13 protein-coding genes are annotated in these 17,088 nt (G+C 58.6%); 8 read left to right on the top strand and 5 right to left on the bottom strand.

What is annotated here, in order from left to right; translation table 11 throughout:
• Positions 1-69: 69 nt before the first annotated feature.
• On the top strand, positions 70-549 hold the full coding sequence (locus ACID345_RS15720; protein ID WP_011523850.1) for a pyridoxamine 5'-phosphate oxidase family protein: 480 nt from the start codon (positions 70-72) through the stop codon (positions 547-549).
• Here ACID345_RS15720 and ACID345_RS15715 read toward each other — a convergent pair whose 3' ends face one another.
• The gene (locus ACID345_RS15715) at positions 550-1,398 is read right to left on the bottom strand and encodes an SCO family protein (RefSeq protein WP_011523849.1); all 849 of its coding nucleotides are present in this window, start codon (positions 1,396-1,398) and stop codon (positions 550-552) included.
• Positions 1,399-1,549: 151 nt separating this feature from the next.
• Between ACID345_RS15715 and ACID345_RS15710 the strand changes: the two genes are divergently transcribed.
• Complete coding sequence (locus tag ACID345_RS15710; RefSeq protein ID WP_011523848.1) at positions 1,550-2,155, top strand: helix-turn-helix domain-containing protein; 606 nt, start codon at positions 1,550-1,552, stop codon at positions 2,153-2,155.
• Positions 2,156-2,168: 13 nt separating this feature from the next.
• Entirely contained in the window at positions 2,169-3,551 is a 1,383-nt protein-coding gene (locus tag ACID345_RS15705; RefSeq protein ID WP_011523847.1) for a cytochrome P450, read from the top strand.
• Between the two features lie 62 nt (positions 3,552-3,613).
• Here the strand turns inward: ACID345_RS15705 and ACID345_RS15700 are convergent, their stop codons facing one another.
• Both ACID345_RS15700 and ACID345_RS15695 read right to left on the bottom strand, forming a co-directional pair.
• Positions 3,614-4,630, bottom strand: coding sequence for an alcohol dehydrogenase (locus ACID345_RS15700; RefSeq protein ID WP_011523846.1), 1,017 nt, complete (start codon positions 4,628-4,630; stop codon positions 3,614-3,616).
• A gap of 49 nt (positions 4,631-4,679) precedes the next feature.
• The gene (locus ACID345_RS15695; protein WP_011523845.1) at positions 4,680-5,786 is read right to left on the bottom strand and encodes an acyltransferase family protein; all 1,107 of its coding nucleotides are present in this window, start codon (positions 5,784-5,786) and stop codon (positions 4,680-4,682) included.
• Between the two features lie 149 nt (positions 5,787-5,935).
• On the opposite strand from ACID345_RS15695, the gene ACID345_RS15690 reads away from it, so the two are divergent.
• From ACID345_RS15690 to ACID345_RS15680, 3 genes are all read left to right on the top strand, one after another.
• A complete protein-coding gene (locus tag ACID345_RS15690; RefSeq protein ID WP_011523844.1) occupies positions 5,936-7,078 on the top strand; it encodes an alpha/beta fold hydrolase in 1,143 nt (380 codons plus the stop codon).
• A gap of 533 nt (positions 7,079-7,611) precedes the next feature.
• Positions 7,612-10,146, top strand: a complete 2,535-nt coding sequence (locus ACID345_RS15685) for an ABC transporter permease (protein ID WP_011523843.1) — start codon at positions 7,612-7,614, stop codon at positions 10,144-10,146.
• Positions 10,147-10,174: 28 nt separating this feature from the next.
• The gene (locus ACID345_RS15680) at positions 10,175-11,659 is read left to right on the top strand and encodes an amidohydrolase family protein (RefSeq protein WP_148210132.1); all 1,485 of its coding nucleotides are present in this window, start codon (positions 10,175-10,177) and stop codon (positions 11,657-11,659) included.
• Here ACID345_RS15680 and ACID345_RS15675 read toward each other — a convergent pair.
• Entirely contained in the window at positions 11,656-13,098 is a 1,443-nt protein-coding gene (locus ACID345_RS15675) for an alginate export family protein (protein WP_011523841.1), read from the bottom strand. The two genes, ACID345_RS15680 and ACID345_RS15675, sit on opposite strands and share 4 nt — an antisense overlap.
• 137 nt (positions 13,099-13,235) lie before the next feature.
• Between ACID345_RS15675 and hpnR the strand changes: the two genes are divergently transcribed.
• Positions 13,236-14,741 carry a hopanoid C-3 methylase HpnR gene (gene hpnR, locus ACID345_RS15670; protein ID WP_083763857.1) on the top strand — a complete coding sequence of 502 codons (1,506 nt, stop codon included), beginning with the start codon at positions 13,236-13,238 and terminating at the stop codon, positions 14,739-14,741.
• Positions 14,742-14,805: 64 nt separating this feature from the next.
• Positions 14,806-15,663 (top strand): hypothetical protein, encoded by an 858-nt coding sequence (locus tag ACID345_RS15665; protein ID WP_011523839.1) that lies wholly within the window; start codon positions 14,806-14,808, stop codon positions 15,661-15,663.
• On the opposite strand, the gene ACID345_RS15660 is transcribed toward ACID345_RS15665, so the two are convergent.
• Positions 15,647-17,041 (bottom strand): APC family permease, encoded by a 1,395-nt coding sequence (locus ACID345_RS15660; protein WP_011523838.1) that lies wholly within the window; start codon positions 17,039-17,041, stop codon positions 15,647-15,649. The two genes, ACID345_RS15665 and ACID345_RS15660, sit on opposite strands and share 17 nt — an antisense overlap.
• Positions 17,042-17,088: the final 47 nt, after the last annotated feature.

Here is a 17,088-nt window from a genome sequence, read left to right as displayed (position 1 = left end):
TTTTCCGACAGGGGCGGCGCAGCAAACCCCTGATTGGCGGCGAGGTTCAAACCAATTGGGAGAGTGACGATGATCCTGATTGACAGGCTGAACGAACTGATTGCCGATATCCAGATGTGCATGCTTGTCTCCGTCCACGCGAATGGGCAGCTCCACAGCCGGCCTATGGCCACCCAGGCGGTTTCCGATGATGGCTTCCTCTGGTTCTTCACCTCGGCGCACAGTTCAAAGGCGGACGAGATTCGCAACAACCGCGAAGTGAACGTTGCCTACTCCGATCTCACGAACATGCGCTTCGTCTCGGTGGCCGGGACGTGCGAGCTGGTACGAAACCGGCCGACGTCTGAGAGGCTGTGGCGCGATGAATACAAGCGCTGGTTCCCCATGGGCCTCGATGATCCCGAACTCATCCTGCTGAAGGTCACGATCAATGCGGTGGAGTACTGGGACGTGCAAGCCAACCGAATGCGCGAGTTGACTGCGATCAACGAGACCGTGCAGCTGCGCGACGACCGTACCGTTGCAACCGACGATCGGAGCGTAGCTTAGCTACTGCAGCGTGCTTTCCATCGCTGAGACTGCATCCTCCGGCTTCCAGTCATTGCCGCTGAAGATGTGCGCGATCTTGCCGTCGGGTCCGATGACCGCCGTTCGCAACGAGTGCACGATGGTCGCGCCGTCTGGCGTATAGCTCAGGCCGAAAAAGTCGGCCACTTTCTTCGTTTCTTCCGGCGTCGCCGTTACGAACTGCCAGTGCGTGAACTTCGGATCCACATCCCCGGCGTAGCGCCCGCCGTATTCACGTAGAACTGCGGGCTTGTCGTACTCCGGATCGAAGCTGATGCTGAGCTGTTGCGTCTTGTCGTAGATCGAGGGCTGCTGCTTCATCTGGCGGGCAACTGCGCTGAAGTTATTGCTCATGCGGATGCAATAGTCCGGCAGCGGGCAGCGGGTGTAGATGAACGTGAGCAGCAGTGTCTTGCCCCGAAACTGCACGAGCTTGATCTTCTTACCATCCTGATTTGTGAAAGCGAAATCCGGCACGGTGTCGCCAATTTGCGGCACGCGGACGCTGCCGTCGATGGTGGTCGGGCCGCTGCTCTGGGTGATGACCGGATTCTCCAGATGTGAGCTGTCACCGCTGATCACGAGCGTCGCGGTGATGCTGTCGCCGGGATGCGCAGCCTGGAAGACCCAGTCGTCCTTTACGCGGAAGGGCATCGTCATGCCTTTCATCAGGCCGGGAATGTCCTGGTGCTGGATGGTGAGTTCGTGCGCTTTGGCGTCCATGGCGATGATCTTGCCGCTCAAGTCGTAACGACGCTCGGGTTTGCGAGAACAACTGGTGAAAAGGACGAGCAGAGCAACGAGCGGGGCGACCTGCCGGGTCAAACGCATAGTCCTATTCTAGAAAAACTCGCACCTTCTCACCGAGCTCTATTCCGCAGCGGCAGGAATTTCGAAATTCAATGCAGTGTCGTTGCGGCAAAGCAATCTGTTCTTGCATCATAATTGAATATCATGCAAATATAATTTCACTGTAAGATAATTGAAAGAGGCGATTGCAGTGGTGAACGAAACCATCGTTAGCGGGCTCAAGCCGTATCGCATTGGGGAGAAGCTGCGCGCTCTCCGCTTGAAAAAGAAACTAGGACTCGTCGAACTCGGGAAACATACCGGGCTGTCGCCGGCATTGCTGTCGAAGCTGGAACGCGGCAAGTTATTTCCCACTTTGCCGACACTGCTGCGGATCGCGCTGGTGTTCAGCGTTGGGCTCGATTATTTCTTTGCGGATGAGAGTAGACGGCATGTCGTTTCGGTCGTGCGCAAGGACGAACGCCTGCGCTTCCCGGAGCGGCCGAATACCCGGGACGTCGCCTATTACTTTGAGAGCCTCGACTTCGCCGCCCTTGAGCCTAAGCTGAACGCCTTTCTTGCCGACTTCGAACATGTACCGGCGGAGACCCTGCGATTGCATCAGCACCAGGGTTTTGAGTTTCTGCATACACTCGCCGGCAAACTCGAACTTGTGATCGGCGGGATTCCTTACGAGCTGAGCCAGGGGGATTCGATCTATTTTGATTCCTCGGTGCCGCACACCTATCGCAACGCGCAGAAGAAGCCCTGCTCCGCGTTGGTCGTGACGGCGGAGTAGAGTAAACACAGGGATGAGCACCGAAACACTTCATCTGCCCGCGAAGAAGGAACGGCAGTACCGTTTCCCGCGGGGCGTCGAGCACAACCTGCTTTGGGAGGGATTGAAGAATCTCGGCCCGATTGATCCACTCCGGTTTTTCGAGCGCCTCAAGCGCGACTACGGCAAGGTCGGCGGCTATCGCGTCGGCAACAAAAGAGTCGTGTTCCTCGCGGACGCAGAACTAATCCGCGAAGTGCTCGTCGTTCAGAACGACAACTTCGTCAAGGGCGAGCCCGTGCGTCGAACGAAGGTCCTCCTGGGCAACGGCATGATCACTGCCGAACAGCAGGATTGGCGTTCCCAGCGCCAGGCGGCGCAACCGGCATTCCACCGGCAACGCATCAGGAGCTACGCGGACCAAATGGTGGGGCTCACGATTGAAACCCGCGATCGCATCGCCCCGGGAATCGAGTTCGATCTGGCGCAGATGTTCATGGAACTCGCGCTGAAGGTGGTAGGGAAGACGCTGTTCGACACTGACCTCGATCACGAAGCAGGCGTAGTCGCACACGAAATCAGCAACATCATGGATGTGTACAACTTCATGATGGCGGTACCGGCGCCACAGCTGATGTTGCACTTGCCATGGCCGCAGGTGATTAAATTTCGCAAGGCGCGTCGTCGGGTGGATGAGACGGTGAACCGAATGATCGAGTCGCACCTGCACGGGCCGAAGCGCGACTGCGGCGATCTGCTCTCGATGATGATCCAGGCGATCCCGGACGTCGAAACGCCGGAAGGCAAAGAACAACTGCGTGACCAGGTGGTCACGATCTTCCTGGCTGGCTACGAGACAACCGCAAACGCACTGTCGTGGACGTTCCGACTGCTGGGTGAGAATCCGGAAGTAGAGCGGCGGGTGCTCGCAGAAGTGGATGACGTCCTCAATGGCCGCATGGCGAGCGTCGAGGATGTACCGCAGTTGAAGTACATCGAGATGGTGCTGGCGGAGTCGATGCGGTTGTATCCGCCTGCGTGGGCGATGGTCCGGCAAGGAATCAACGACTTCCAACTCGGCGACTACTTCCTGCCGGGCGGAACGACCGTGATGATGAGCCAGTGGGTGATGCATCGCAGCGAAGAGTTCTGGCTTGATCCGCTACGCTTCGATCCGGAGCGGTTTCGTCCGGAAGCAAAAGCGGGGCGTCCGAAGTTTGCGTATTTCCCGTTCGGCGGCGGCGGGCGGCAGTGTATTGGCGAAGCCTTTGCCTGGATGGAAGGCGCGTTGTTGCTGGCGACTCTGGTGCAGAAGTATCGCTTCCGACTCGTGGCGGGACAAACGTTTGAGCCGCAGTCGTTGATCACGCTGCGGCCCAGGAACGGTGTGCGAGTTGTGGCGGAAGCTCGCGGATAGAGCGCGGCGAGCGATAGGTATCCTTCGACACCGCGCTTCGCGCTCCGCTCAGGAAGACAGAGTTAATTTCCTGTTTTTAGCACGACGCGGAAACGCGCTTTGCCGCTCAGCATTCGCTCATAGCCTTCGGCGGCTTTCTCCAGCGGATAGACCTCATTCATTGACCGGACGTTCTCGAGCACGCTGAAGTTCAGCGTGTCCTGCGAATCAATCGACGTTCCCGAATACCAACCTTCCACGCCCTGGCGGAACGTGAGCATCTGGAGTGGATTGATCTTCATCGAGGGCACTGCGCCAATCAGGAAGAACTTGCCGCGAATGGCGAGTCCGCCGAGAGTCGCTTCCATAGCATCGGCTGCGGTAACAGTGGAGAGGATCACCTTCGCGCCGCCGAGCGTTTGCAAAGCCTTAGACGGATCTTCTTTCTCGGTGTCGATGTAATGATGCGCACCGAGTTGTTTCGCGAGCGCAGCTTTGTCGGCACCGCGCGCGATGGCCGCGGTGCGATAGCCAGATTTCGCTGCGTACTGCACCGCGAGATGGCCGAGCCCGCCGATGCCGAGGACAGCGACGAGATCACCCGGTATGGCGCCGCTGTTGCGCAAGCAGTTGTAGGTGGTGACGCCAGCACACATCAGAGGGGCAGCGTCTTCCGGTGAGAGATCTGTGGGCACGAGGGCAAGCGCTTCGGGGCGGGCGATCATGTAGTCCGCGTAACCGCCATCTGAGGTCAGTCCGGTGATGAACGGGCCCGAAGTGCAGGCGAAGAAATCGCCACGACGACAGTTGTCGCAATAGCCGCAGTAGCCGCCATTCCAGCCAACGCCAACTCGGTCGCCAACCTTCCAGCGCGGCACGTCTTTGCCGAGGGCATCAATCACGCCCACAACTTCGTGGCCGGGAACGCGCGGATAGCTGGTCGGCATGATGCCTTCTTTTACGACTGAATCGCTATGGCAGACGCCGCAAGCCTGCACTTTGATTCGCACTTCGCGGGCACCGGGTTGAGGGATATCACGTTCGACAAGTTCGAATGCGCCATGGGCCGCAGCAATTTGAACAGCACGCATCTTTGCCATACGTTCTCCAGAATTTCGAATGCGGTTGGATAGTTAAGAAACGTCGAAACTATGCGGCTTCAGTGCGGAAGAAGCGGTCGGCCAGGGTGCCACCCATCTTCATGAGCGGCTTCTCAATCCAGTGGAAGCAGGCCATGGGGATGGTGATGGCTCCAGCAACAAATATGCTCCACACAACGAAGCGCGGCATCGAGCGGGCGCAGATACGAAATGCGAACCACAAGATGACGATGTTGCTTAGATAAATCCCGTAGGAATAAGTCGCAATCCATTTGGCGGCGCGGGTTATCCATTGGTATTGGATCTGCGCAAAAAATGGGACGCTGAGGCCGAGAAGCAGGCAGGCGACCCATCCATAGCGTTGGCGCTCGAACGCGAGATACACGTTGAGGACCGCCATAATCGTCACCGGCCACAGCCAGCTCGGAAGCAGAGGGCGGGAACGCCGCGCAATTTGATAAGCCACTGCTCCTCCCATGAAGCAGGGGACAAAGAGGATGACGTCGAGACGCCAGAGGACGTGGCCGCTGCTGCGGAAGGGGAGATACGCGATCGCGGCGAGGACCGAGGTACCCCAGAGCGCGAGCAGCGTCGGCGGCGAAATGCGACGCACAAGATAGAAGACCAGCGGGAGCATGAGGTACATCTGGACTTCGAGGGGGAGGCTCCAGAGTGGGCCGAACAGGCACGAGGTGCCCATCACGTTCTGTGCGAGGAGCAGGTTCGCCATTACGGTGCGAAGGTCGTGCGGCGCGGTGCCTGCACCCCAGACATCCTGCGGCACGTTGCAGAGATAGACCAATAGGACGAAGAAGACGGCCAGCGGGTAGATACGGAACATCCGCCGCAGATAGAAGTGAAAGACCTTCTTAAAGCCGTTGAGCGGTGTGCGCTCTAGCGACATGAGCAGCACCAGGCAGGTGTGGACGAAGAAGAAGTAGACGCCCACACGTCCGAGATCGGCGGGGCTGAAGAAGGCAATGCGCTGGATCCCGACGGTCAGGAACAGGTGGTCCACAAACACAAACATCACGGCGATTGCCCGGAGGAAATCCAGGTTTGCCGAGGTTGCGGTGAGCTGAGGACGCCGGAGTTCACGGGCCAGCGCGGTTGCGGCAGCGCTCACGCTTGTACCGCTTTCGAGGGGAACTGCCATCCCTCACTAGGAAGCGGTGAGAAGCTCTGAAGGTTTCTTGCGACTTGCACTTATCAGGATAACAAATCGAGAGGCGAGTTTCTGCTATGTTGTAGGACACGCACGGGGCACGTATCCCATACTAGTACAAGGAATAAGGAGCCGTTCGTATGAGCAGAAAGACGGTGGGCGCGCACGAGATGCACGCGATTGACGGCGAGCGCAGCGCAGCCGTAGTACGAACGGTTCGGCAGACGTCGCCAGCGATGGCCGACATGCTCGTAGAAAGCGTTTATGGCGAGATCTTTGCGCGTGCGGAACTCGGTCGGCGTGAGCGCGAATTGGTGACGTGCGGCATCATTGCGGCACTGGGTGGCGCAGAGACGCAATTGCGCGTGCATTTGAGCGCAGCGCTGCGGTGCGGTGTGGATCCCGACGAATTGGTTGCGCTGGTCGAGCACTTGACGCCATATGCTGGTTTTCCGCGCGGACTGAATGCGTTGCGCGAGGTGCGAGCGATTTTCAGCGAACAGAAGATTTCGCGGCCCGGACTGCCAAAGAAGATCCAGCTCAGCGACCACGAAACCGTGGTATCGGAGACCGGGAAGGGTGATCCGATTGTGCTGCTGCATGCAATCGGGCTCGACTGGCGGATGTGGCGCGACGTGATCAAGCCGTTGGCAAAACATCATCGCGTACTTGCGTACGATCTTCGCGGACATGGCCATGCAGCGCCGGCGCCGAAACCACTGACGGTGAAACGCTGGTCCGACGATTTGCTGGAACTCGCCGATCGCGCGCGGCTTGAAAAATTCCATCTCGTTGGTTTGTCGCTTGGCGGCATTGTGGGGCTTGAGTTCGCGCTCGAACATCCGGAGCGGCTAAAGCACCTTACCGTGGTGGCAAGTGCGGTTCACGGTAATAAAGAGCTTTATCAGCAGCGCGCGCACGACGCGGAGAAGCACGGCGTAGAACCGCAGATGGGCGCGACGCTGACGCGGTGGTTCACGCCAGAGTGGCTGGCGGTGAACGGATGGACGGTGCGGTACGCCCGGGAGCGAATTCTGCGCGGGATGGTGGAGAACTGGGCCGGAGCGTGGCGTGCCATCGCCGAGCCGCATTTGTGGGAGCGACTGAACGAAATCAAGGTGGCCACGAAGTTGATTGCCGCGGAACTCGACAAGGGTGCGACCGTGGAATCCATGCGGGAGATGGGGAAGAGAATCCACCGTGCGAAAGTGCAAGTGATCGAGGGCGCGGCGCACATGGTGAGCCTGATGAAGCCGGTGGAGTTGGCGGAAGCGATTCTGTAGGGTACCCCTCCCCACCCCGATCTCTGTTTTCATCGGGTTAGCGAGAAAATCTCCGCAAAATATTCAAAACAAAAGATTTAAGTGACAAAATATTGAAAACAAAAGGGTTACCGACGTGGTGGCCTAACGTCGGGGTTTGTTTTCAGTAAGTTAGCGATATAGTTTCCCGCAAAATATTGGAAATAAACGATTAAGTTCGAGCACTGAGCAGCGCGGCTTGCACGCCTTTCGGCGGAGATCCCAAGTCTCGGTGCAGTTAATTGTCAAAGAGCGGAATGATTCTTTGGGAATGCCCCAGGTAGGCAGAGTACGAGAGATCGTGCAACAAAATCTGTGATCGGCGTACTTGTCGGACGTGAGGCTCGTACTTGACGCGGGATGTTTTCGAACACTGTCCGAAACTGGTCAGCGTTTCTTCTCTACGAACATCTTCGTAATTTCATAGAATCCTAAGTACCTTGTTTTCTGCATGGAACCGTCGTGTGCTTGGCAACGTAACTGCCTGTATAGCTCGCGAGAGGACCCAATCGACCATGCATGATGTACGCCTCGCTTTTCGTCAGTTCCTGAAGTCGCCGGGATTTGTGTTCACCGTAGTGCTGACGATCGCGCTGGGAATTGGCGCCAACACGGCGATCTTCACTCTGGTTCATGCGGTGCTGTTGAAGTCTCTGCCCGTGGTGGATCCCAATACTCTGTATCGAATTGGCGACAAGGACGACTGCTGCGTGAATGGCGGCTTCATGGGCGACGATGGCGACTTCGACTTGTTCTCATACGACCTCTACACGAGCCTCCGCGATAACACGCCGGAGTTCGAGCAACTGGCGGCCATGCAATCGGGCGGGAACGAGATGTCGGTCCGGCGGGGATCAGCGCTAGGTAAGGCGCTGCGCACCGAGTACGTGTCGGGAAATTACTTCACCACGTTCGGAATTGTTCCTTACACCGGTCGGCTCATGACGATGAGTGATGACGTTACCGGCGCCGCGCCGGCGGTGGTGATGAGCTACACGACGTGGCAGAACGATTATGCTGGCGATCCTTCGCTGGTTGGTTCCACGTTGTATCTGCAAGGCAAGCCGGTGACGGTGATTGGCATTGCGCCGCCGGGATTCTATGGGGACCGCCTGCGCAGCAGTCCGCCGGCACTGTGGATTCCGCTGGCAATCGAGCCGGTGCTGGAAGGGAACACTTCGATCCTTCACGTGAGAGAGAGCAATTGGCTCTATGCAATTGGACGCCTCAAGCCCGGGGTGCAGATAGGACCGCTGCAAGCGAAGGTGTCGAACACTCTGCGGGTGTGGCTGTCGGGCGTGGAGATGTACACCCGCAACGGTGGGAAAGAGGTGATCCCGAAGCAGCACGTGGTGATCGTGCCGGCGGGGGGCGGGATCCAGAACATGCAGCAGGAGACCGGGAAGGGCCTGTATCTGCTCATGGCGATCTCTGCGCTGGTGTTATTGGTGGCGTGCGCGAACGTGGCGAACTTGCTGCTGGCGCGCGGCGCGACACGGCGAACGGAAATTTCCATTCGCATGGCGATGGGCGCGGCGCGGAAGAGGTTAATTCGCTCGATGCTTGTGGAGAGCGTTCTGCTCGCGTTCATGGCGGGGCTGGTTGGACTTGTGGTGGCTTACGCGGGAACGCGGACGATTCTCTCGCTGGCATTCCCGGATTCGCCGCAGTTGCCTATCCATGCGACGCCATCGTTACCGGTGTTGGGATTTGCACTGCTGTTGTCGCTGGGCACAGGGGTGATCTTCGGCATCGTGCCGGCGTGGATTACGTCACATTCCGATCCGGCAGATGCGCTGCGCGGAACCAGCCGCACGACCAAAGACGGAGCATCGATGCCGCAGAAGTGGTTGATCGTGTTCCAGGCGGCGCTCTCGTTGGCGCTGCTGGTAAGTGCGGGACTGATGACGAAGAGCCTGCGCAACTTGCAGCACCAGGACTTCGGCTTAAAGACCGACAACCGCTACGTGGTGCACTTTGACCTTATGGGCGCCGGATACACGCCCACCACTTTGCAGCCGCTGTATCAGCGATTGGAAGAGCGGTTCGGTTCGATTCCGGGAGTGGACGGTGTAGGTATCGCGCTCTACAGCACGCTCGAGGGAAACAACTGGGGCGAGGGCATTCGTATAGAAGGGCGTCCGGAGCCGGGGCCGCAGGAGGATAACGGGTCGTCGTGGGACCGTGTGAATCCGCAATTCTTCAAGATGATGGGTCAGCCGATTCTGCGCGGGCGCGGGTTACAGGAGTCGGACACGCCGACATCGCAGTTCGTGGCGGTGGTCAACGAGGCGTTTGTGAAGAAGTTCTTCCCGAAGGAAGAGCCGATCGGCAAGCACTTCGGAGTTTTCGATATGAAGTATTCCGGTGCGTTCGAGATCGTGGGAGTGGTGAAGGACGCCAAGTATCAGGACCCGCACCAGAAGATGCGAGCGATGTATTTCCGTCCGCTGACGCAGGAATTGAAAGTGGAAGAACCGAACGCCAAAATGGCGGAGGGACGATCGCTCTACGCCAACTCGATCACGCTGCACTTTTCGCAGCCGCCATCGAACGTGGATGAACTGGTCCGGAGGACGCTGGCGGACATTGATCCCAACATCACGATCAACAGCCTGCATTCGCTGGAATTCCAGATTGGCGACAACCTCACACAGGAACGTTTGATTTCACGGCTGACGATGTTGTTTGGCGCACTCGCGCTGATACTCGCGTCGGTGGGACTGTACGGAATTACGTCGTATGCGGTGGCCCGCCGGACGGGGGAGATTGGATTGCGGATGGCCCTTGGTGCGGACCGCGGCAACGTGGTGCGGCTGGTATTGCGTGGGGTAGCCGTTCGAGTGGGATTGGGGCTGGCGATTGGGATCCCGCTCACGCTGATCGGGGGGCATTACATGGCGGACCAGCTCTACAACGTGAAGGCGTGGGACCCGGCGAGTCTGGCGATCGGGATCGCGGTGCTGTCGGCTGCGGCGCTGGTGGCAGGATTTATTCCGGCGCGGAGGGCGGCAAGTATTGAGCCAATGCAGGCTTTAAGGATTGAGTGATTTTGTACCGCCGGTATAATTCGGCGCCATGAAGAAACTGTCTGGAATTGTGAGGGCGTTATGCGCGGTGATCGTCGCATGCGCCCTTTTTGCTGTCGTCGTCCACTTCCATTCACTTCGCGCCAATGCGAGCGGGCGGCCGTATGACGTCGTGATCTTGAACGGGCGCGTCATGGATCCCGAGTCGGGGCTCGATGCGATGCGGAATGTCGGAATTCGCCACGGGAAGATCGTTGCAGTTTCGACTGCGGCGATTACCGGGAAGCGCACGATTGACGCTAAAGGGTTGGTGGTGGCACCCGGCTTCATCGACATGCATGAGCATGGGCAGGAGCCGCGCAATTACCAGTTCCAGGCCCACGATGGAGTAACGACTTCGCTCGAGTTGGAAGTTGGGACCGACGATGTTGCGCAGTGGTACGCGAATCGCGAAGGGAAGGCGCTGATCAATTATGGCGTGAGCATTGGGCATATCCCGGTGCGAATGAAGGTGCTGAAAGATCCCGGAAAATGGCTACCTACAGGTGACGCGGAGTACCGTGCTTCTACTTCGGAAGAGCTTGCCGAAATCCAACAGAGGATTCAGGCAGGGTTGGACGCGGGAGCGCTCGCAGTGGGAATGGGGATTAACTACACGGCGGCTGCGTCACACGAGGAGATCGTGGACATGTTTCGGATTGCTGCGAAGAACGGCGCGCCGGTGCATGTGCATTTGCGGTGGGCGGGAATCAAAGAGCCGGAGACCGGACTGGCTGGGCTGGAAGAAGTGATTGCGGCGGCGGAGTCTACGGGTGCGCCTCTGCACGTGGTGCATGTCACCAGCATGGGGCTGCGCGACACACCACAGTTGATTGCGATGATCGAAGGTGCGCAGAAGCGTGGGTTGGATGTGACCACGGAGTGCTATCCGTACATTGCCGCAAGTACAGGGCTGGAGAGTGCGATATTTGAGCCCGGATGGCAGGAGAAGATGGGGATCACGTACAAGGACCTGCAATGGGTGGGCACAGGCGAGCGACTGACGCAGGAGACATTCGCGAAATATCGGAAGCAAGGCGGGCCGGCGGTGATCTTCTCGATTCCAGAAGCGGCGGCGAGAACCGCGGTCGCGAATCCGATGGTGATGATCGCGAGCGATGGGCCGCAGTTCACTGGGCCGAAGGTGCATCCGCGCGGGAACGGGACGTTTTCACGTGTGCTGGGACACTACGTGCGCGAGGAACATGCGCTCGATTTGATGACCGCGCTGAGAAAAATGACCTTGATGCCGGCGCAACGGTTGGAGAAACGGACGCCGGAATTCAAGAACAAAGGCCGCATTCGCGTAGGCGCTGATGCCGACATCACCGTGTTCGATCCGCAACGCGTGATTGATAAAGCGACGTTTGAAGAGCCGATGCAGTATTCCGCGGGGATTCAGTTCGTGCTGGTGAATGGAGTGCCCGTGGTGAGTGACGGCAACCTCGCGGAGGGAGTCTTCCCGGGACGTGCGGCGCGCGCGCCCGTGCACTAGAACTTGTAGGTCACTTCCATGAATCCCAATGCGCCGTTGGCGTTGGTGGTGAAGATCTTTTTGATCACATCGCCGCCGACGGCGTATCCGAAATAGAAGCCGAAATTCAAAGCGGATGTGGCCTTGATGTCGATGCTGGTGTCGTAGAGCGTAGCGAGTGACGTTGAGCCGTTCGCGGGACGACCGGCGTAGCCAAAGGTCCACGGCTGGAATGCGCCGCCGCCGGAGTACCAGAGATCGTGGCTGCTGCTGAGCCAGAGGCTGTGGATGTCTGTGCGCGTGGTGACGGCCGGTCCAGGGCGGAACACTATTTCTCCGAAAATGTCGCGGTTGTTCATCGCGTTGAAGAACGGAAATCGCGCGTAGATGCGTGGCGTAGGTAGCACGGAGAAGAAGGTGCCGTGAGTGCCATCCTTCGCGTCGGCATCGCCGCTGGTCCAGTCGTAACCGGTGCGGAACCAGGGACGCGCGGGCTTCCAGAGTGTAGGCTGCCATCCGCCTTCGATGGACGCGGCTGCGGCGCGGTGATCGAGTTGTCCCCAGGTGCCGAATTGCGCGGCTCCCCAGGCGAGGAAGTCGTAGGTTCCTGATTCGGAGGGCGTGGCGGAGAGGAAGTGTCCGCCGAAGGTGCCGAGGTTGATCCCGCCGAGATCGCTTGCACGGAGTGCAGTTGAGCGATTATCGGTTTTCACGATGGGACGATCGTCGTTGTAGTAAAGGCCGAAGATGCGCCAGTCGGCTTTGGTCTTGCGGCCGAGATTGGCCTGCCGAGTAACGGCGCCATAGACAAACGGAGTTTTGACCCATCCCCACGCGTCTACCTGGAAGACGCCGCGCGTAGGAATTACACCGAGAGCCGTGATGTTCCAGGGTCCGCGGTTCGAGGAGAGTTGGACGCCGTCGAAGCTGCGGAGGACGTCAGAGAAACCGAAGACGCCGATGAGACGCTGGGAGATGCGATCGCTCTTTAATGCGGCGAGTGTGGGATCGGCGGGAGCGACTTCGGTGCCGTCGTTGAAATCGAAGCGTCCGATGCGAAGAGAGTCCTGTTTCGATTTGAAGCGAATGAATGCTTGCTTCAGGTTTACGAAGCCGACGTTCTGTTGCTTGTCATTCGCGGCGTAGTAAGAACCGCCGAGGCCTAGTTGTCCCAAGGGCGCAGGTTGAACGGCCTGCTCGGGAAGACCGAGAAGGATGGGTGAGAGAAATTCGACGTTCCAGTCATATGACGTTTTCTGTTGCGAGAATCCAAAACGGATGGTGGTGCCGGAGAAGCCGTAGGCGTTGCCGCCGGTTCCGGCGTCGAAGAAATCCCAAGCCTCGCCGCGCTCGCGAATGCTGCCGGAGAAGGTGACATCGCCGATCTTGATCGGCGGAGGCGATTGCGCGGACATCACAAAGCCGCAGAGCAGCAGGCACACGAGGAGCGCAGGCTTCAACGATTTCTCCCAAAATGGCTATAAATGGCGCACATCATACCCGAAAAGTGGGGAAGTGCCGGGGAACTTTCTTGGGGTACGACCCTAAGCAGTGTATAAACAGTGTCCAAATCCGCCCGAGTACTCACATGGGACCCATGAAGAAATTCAAAGCGCTGTTTGTGCACCCAAGTGCACTGATGTCGTCCAAAGTGTTTTTGCGTTTGGAGCCGATTGGCTGCGAGCTAGTGGCGGCGGCCTGCAAGGCTGCGGGATATGACGTCCGGCTGCTGGATCTGCAGATCTTTTCGCACAAGGATTATTTCCGCATTCTTGATGAGTGGAAGCCGGATGCGATTGGGTTCTCTCTGAACTATTTGCCTAACGTTCCCGAAGTTGTGGATTTGGCGAAAGAGACGAAGCGGAAGATGCCGGGCGTGTTTTTCTTCGTCGGCGGGCATAGCGCGTCGTTTGTGGCGAAGGACATTTTGAACCACGCCGAAGGCGCGATTGATTGCGTAGTGCGCGGCGAGGGCGAGGGAGTCGCTCCACGTGTTTTGGAAGCCGCGGCAGACGATCGCAAGCGGGTGCATGAATTGCCGGGTGTGGTGTCCCTGGATGGCGAAGGGCCGCATGCGGAGATGGTGAAGTCGATTGACGATTTGCATCCGGCACGCGAGCTGACTTCAAAGCGGAAGAGTTATTTCATCGGGGTGCTGGATCCGGCAGCGTCGGTGGAGTTCACGCGCGGGTGTCCGTGGGATTGCGTGTTCTGCAGCGCGTGGACGTTTTATGGACGCAGCTATCGGAAGCGCAGTCCGGAAAGCGCCGCGGAAGAGATGGCTCGCATCAAGGAGCCGGGCGTTTTCCTGGTGGACGATGTGTGCTTTATCGAGCCCGAGCATGGGTTCGCCATCGGTCGAGAACTCGAGAAACGCAACGTGAAGAAGGAGTACTACCTCGAGACCCGTGGCGACGTCCTTCTGCGCAACAAAGAAGTGTTCAAGTACTGGCGCAAGCTGGGGCTGGAATATATGTTCCTCGGGCTCGAGGCGATCGACGACGAAGGTCTGAAGGCGAACCGCAAACGCACGACGGCCGGCAAGAACCTCGAGGCGCTGGAGTTCACGCGCAAAGAGGGAATCACGGTCGCACTGAACATCATTGCTGATCCGAGCTGGGACAAGGCGAAATTCGCGGCGGTGCGCGAGTGGTCGTTGAGTGTGCCGGAGATCGTTTCGATATCGGTGAATACGCCGTATCCGGGGACGGAGTCGTGGCTGACGGAGTCGCGCGAATTCAGCACTCGGGATTACCGGCTGTTCGACGTGCAGCACGCGGTGATGCCGACCAAGATGTCGCTGGAAGAGTTCTATCGAGAGCTCGTCAATACGCAGAAGGCGATGACCATGAAGTATATGGGCTGGCGCGCAGCGCTGGATGCGACGTCGATTGCGGCGAAGCTGTTGATGCGTGGGCAGACGAACTTTGTGAAGATGCTGTTCAAGTTCGACAGCGTGTACAACGCCGAGCGGCAGATCGCCGAGCATCGCGAGCCGGTGAAATATGAGATGAGCATGCCGCAACGCATGACTGGGAAGGTTGACCGGTCGAAACTGTATATCCATCCGCAGGAACTGGTGAAGCTGCAGCCGCAGGGATAGCAGGATGAGACCTGCAAAAATTGCCAGCAGACGTGCCATGTGACACGTCTGAACATCGTTTGACGTGAGCACCTTTCATTCTCGATCTGTTCTTCTTTTCTGGATTGCATCGCTCGCGATCACGGTGGCGCCGTCGCTGGCGCAAAGCGCTCCTGCTCCCCAGCAGGGCCAAGGGCAGACGACCGGCGCCTCTGCTGCGCCGGATCAGACTGCCGAGATGAAGCAGGAGAACGCGGAGAAAGACATCACCTATCTCAAGTCTCGCCTGGTCTATCGTTACGACTACAAATCACAGGAAGGCGATGTTTTCGTAAATCGATTTCGGGTCAAGGCGCTGTATGGCTTTGGACCGAACGATCGGCTCGCCTTCACCGTTCTGCTACCGGTGAGCCATGTTTCGACCCCGACGGATTCGGCGACGGGGATTGGCAACATGGAGTTTCAGTTCGGCGGGTACATCTATAAGGGAGAGAGTTTCTCCACCGGTGCGCTGGTTGAACTGGATGGGGCCACGGCGAGCGATCCGTTGCTGGGCGGGAGCAGCACCGACTTTAAAGTTGCGTATGGAATTACGCAGGTGTTTCGGCCTCGCTATGTGCTGAACGCGGTGTTCAATTACAAGCATTCGATTTACATCAACCGAGGCTTGGGCACGCACGAGTTCGAGCCGGACATCACGTTGAGCACACGCCGCCTGGGGGCCTCGTGGTTCGTCGAGTACGACTCGTATTACCTTTTTATTCCAGAGGAGTACGCGCAGACGTTCAAGGTTGGCTTGAGCAAAGCGTTGGGCAAGGAACATCATTGGGTGGCCACGCCCTACTGGTCTTTTCCGCTAAACAGCGCTGGCCGGCAGACGCAATACCAGCACAACGTCGGTGTGGACGTCGTGTGGTATCCGGAGTTCATGAACCGGCACTAGCTCGAGTGCGCCGGGAATAGTACAGGCAAAGACCAGCGGCGGTGACTAGCGGGATGACGAGAAGTTGTCCCGGATAGGCTCGCCAGTCGCGCAGACCGGCATACAGCACAAACAACGCAAAGATAAACGGAGAAACGCAGACGTAGGCGATGCCGAGCCAGCCACCGGGCACGCTGAAGCTGCGCTCGGCGTGCGGACGTCGAATCCGGAGCATGAAGAGAGCGAGAAAATCGAGGGTAAGCGCAGCACAGTAAAGCACGCATTGGATGATCGCCAGGGACCCGAGAGAGAACGCGGTGAAGAGTGCGGTGATGCCGCAAAAAGCGAAGAGCGCGGCACGAGGCGGGGCGGTGTCGGTGGAAGTTTTCGCGAAAATCTTAGGCAGCCATCCGTCGCGGGCGAGCGCATACGGAAGGCGCGAGACGTAGAGAAGCTGGCCGTTGAACAATCCCCAGATCGAAGCAAGGCCCGCGCCGGCCATGAGTGTACCCAGCCAGGTTCCGCCGATGAGGCGCGCGATTACCGGCCAGCCTTGGTCGCTGCTCCAGATGTTGGCGTCAGTGGTAACGGTGATGCCAGCGGCCACCGGAATCAAATAGCAAAGCACGGTGAGGGCGAGCGCATAGATGATGGCGCGCGGGTAATTGCGCTGCGGCTGATCGACTTCGCCAGCGTAGGTTGAGACGCTATCCCAACTGGAATAATTGAAGACTGTGAAGGAGATCCCGAGCAGCAGCGCGCCGGGATGCGGTGTGCGGATATCGCGATGAAGGATGCCAGGGATGAGTCGGGGATTATGGAGGCGCGCCAGCCATGTAATGAGCATGACGACGAAGGTGCCGAGCACGATGCTGGTGACGATCTGGGCGGCGCCTCCGACGGTATGTGAACCGCGGAGATTCAATAGCAGCCCACTAGCAATCATGAGGCCCGTAATTCCCCAGCGGAGGAACGGGTGCGCGGGTGCGGCGATCTCCGGGATTAGGAATCCGAGATAGCCGACGAAGAGGATGGGATACATCGCCAGCCAGATGACGGAGATGGTCATCGTCCAGCAGGCCTGTTGCACGGCCCAAAGCGAGCCAAACGTTTCGCGGATCCAGACATAGAAGCCGCCTTCTTCGGGCATCATCGCGGTGAGTTCGGCGACCATCAATGCGGTTGGGAGGCTCCAGAGCAGCGGAGTGACAAGGATGAAGACGAGCGAGAGCGCAGGGCCAACAGCGCCGATGAGCGGCTCGAGTCCGAAGGCTCCGCCGCACGTGGTGAAGAAAATGATGGCGGCAAGGGCGAGGAGATGAATGCGTTTTTCGCTGGGGAGATGATGGGGGTCGATCGGGGCAGGAGAAGCGCTCATCGGGGACGACGCGGTCGTCAAAAGGGCTCTCCTCGCGCGGGAATTGGAGGATTATAGACCGATGCTTC

The sequence above is a fragment of the Candidatus Koribacter versatilis Ellin345 genome, assembly GCF_000014005.1.
Lineage (GTDB): Bacteria > Acidobacteriota > Terriglobia > Terriglobales > Acidobacteriaceae > Korobacter > Korobacter versatilis_A.
The sequence above is the reverse complement of the archived record's forward strand: the minus strand, read 5'-3'. Positions and strand labels throughout refer to the sequence as shown.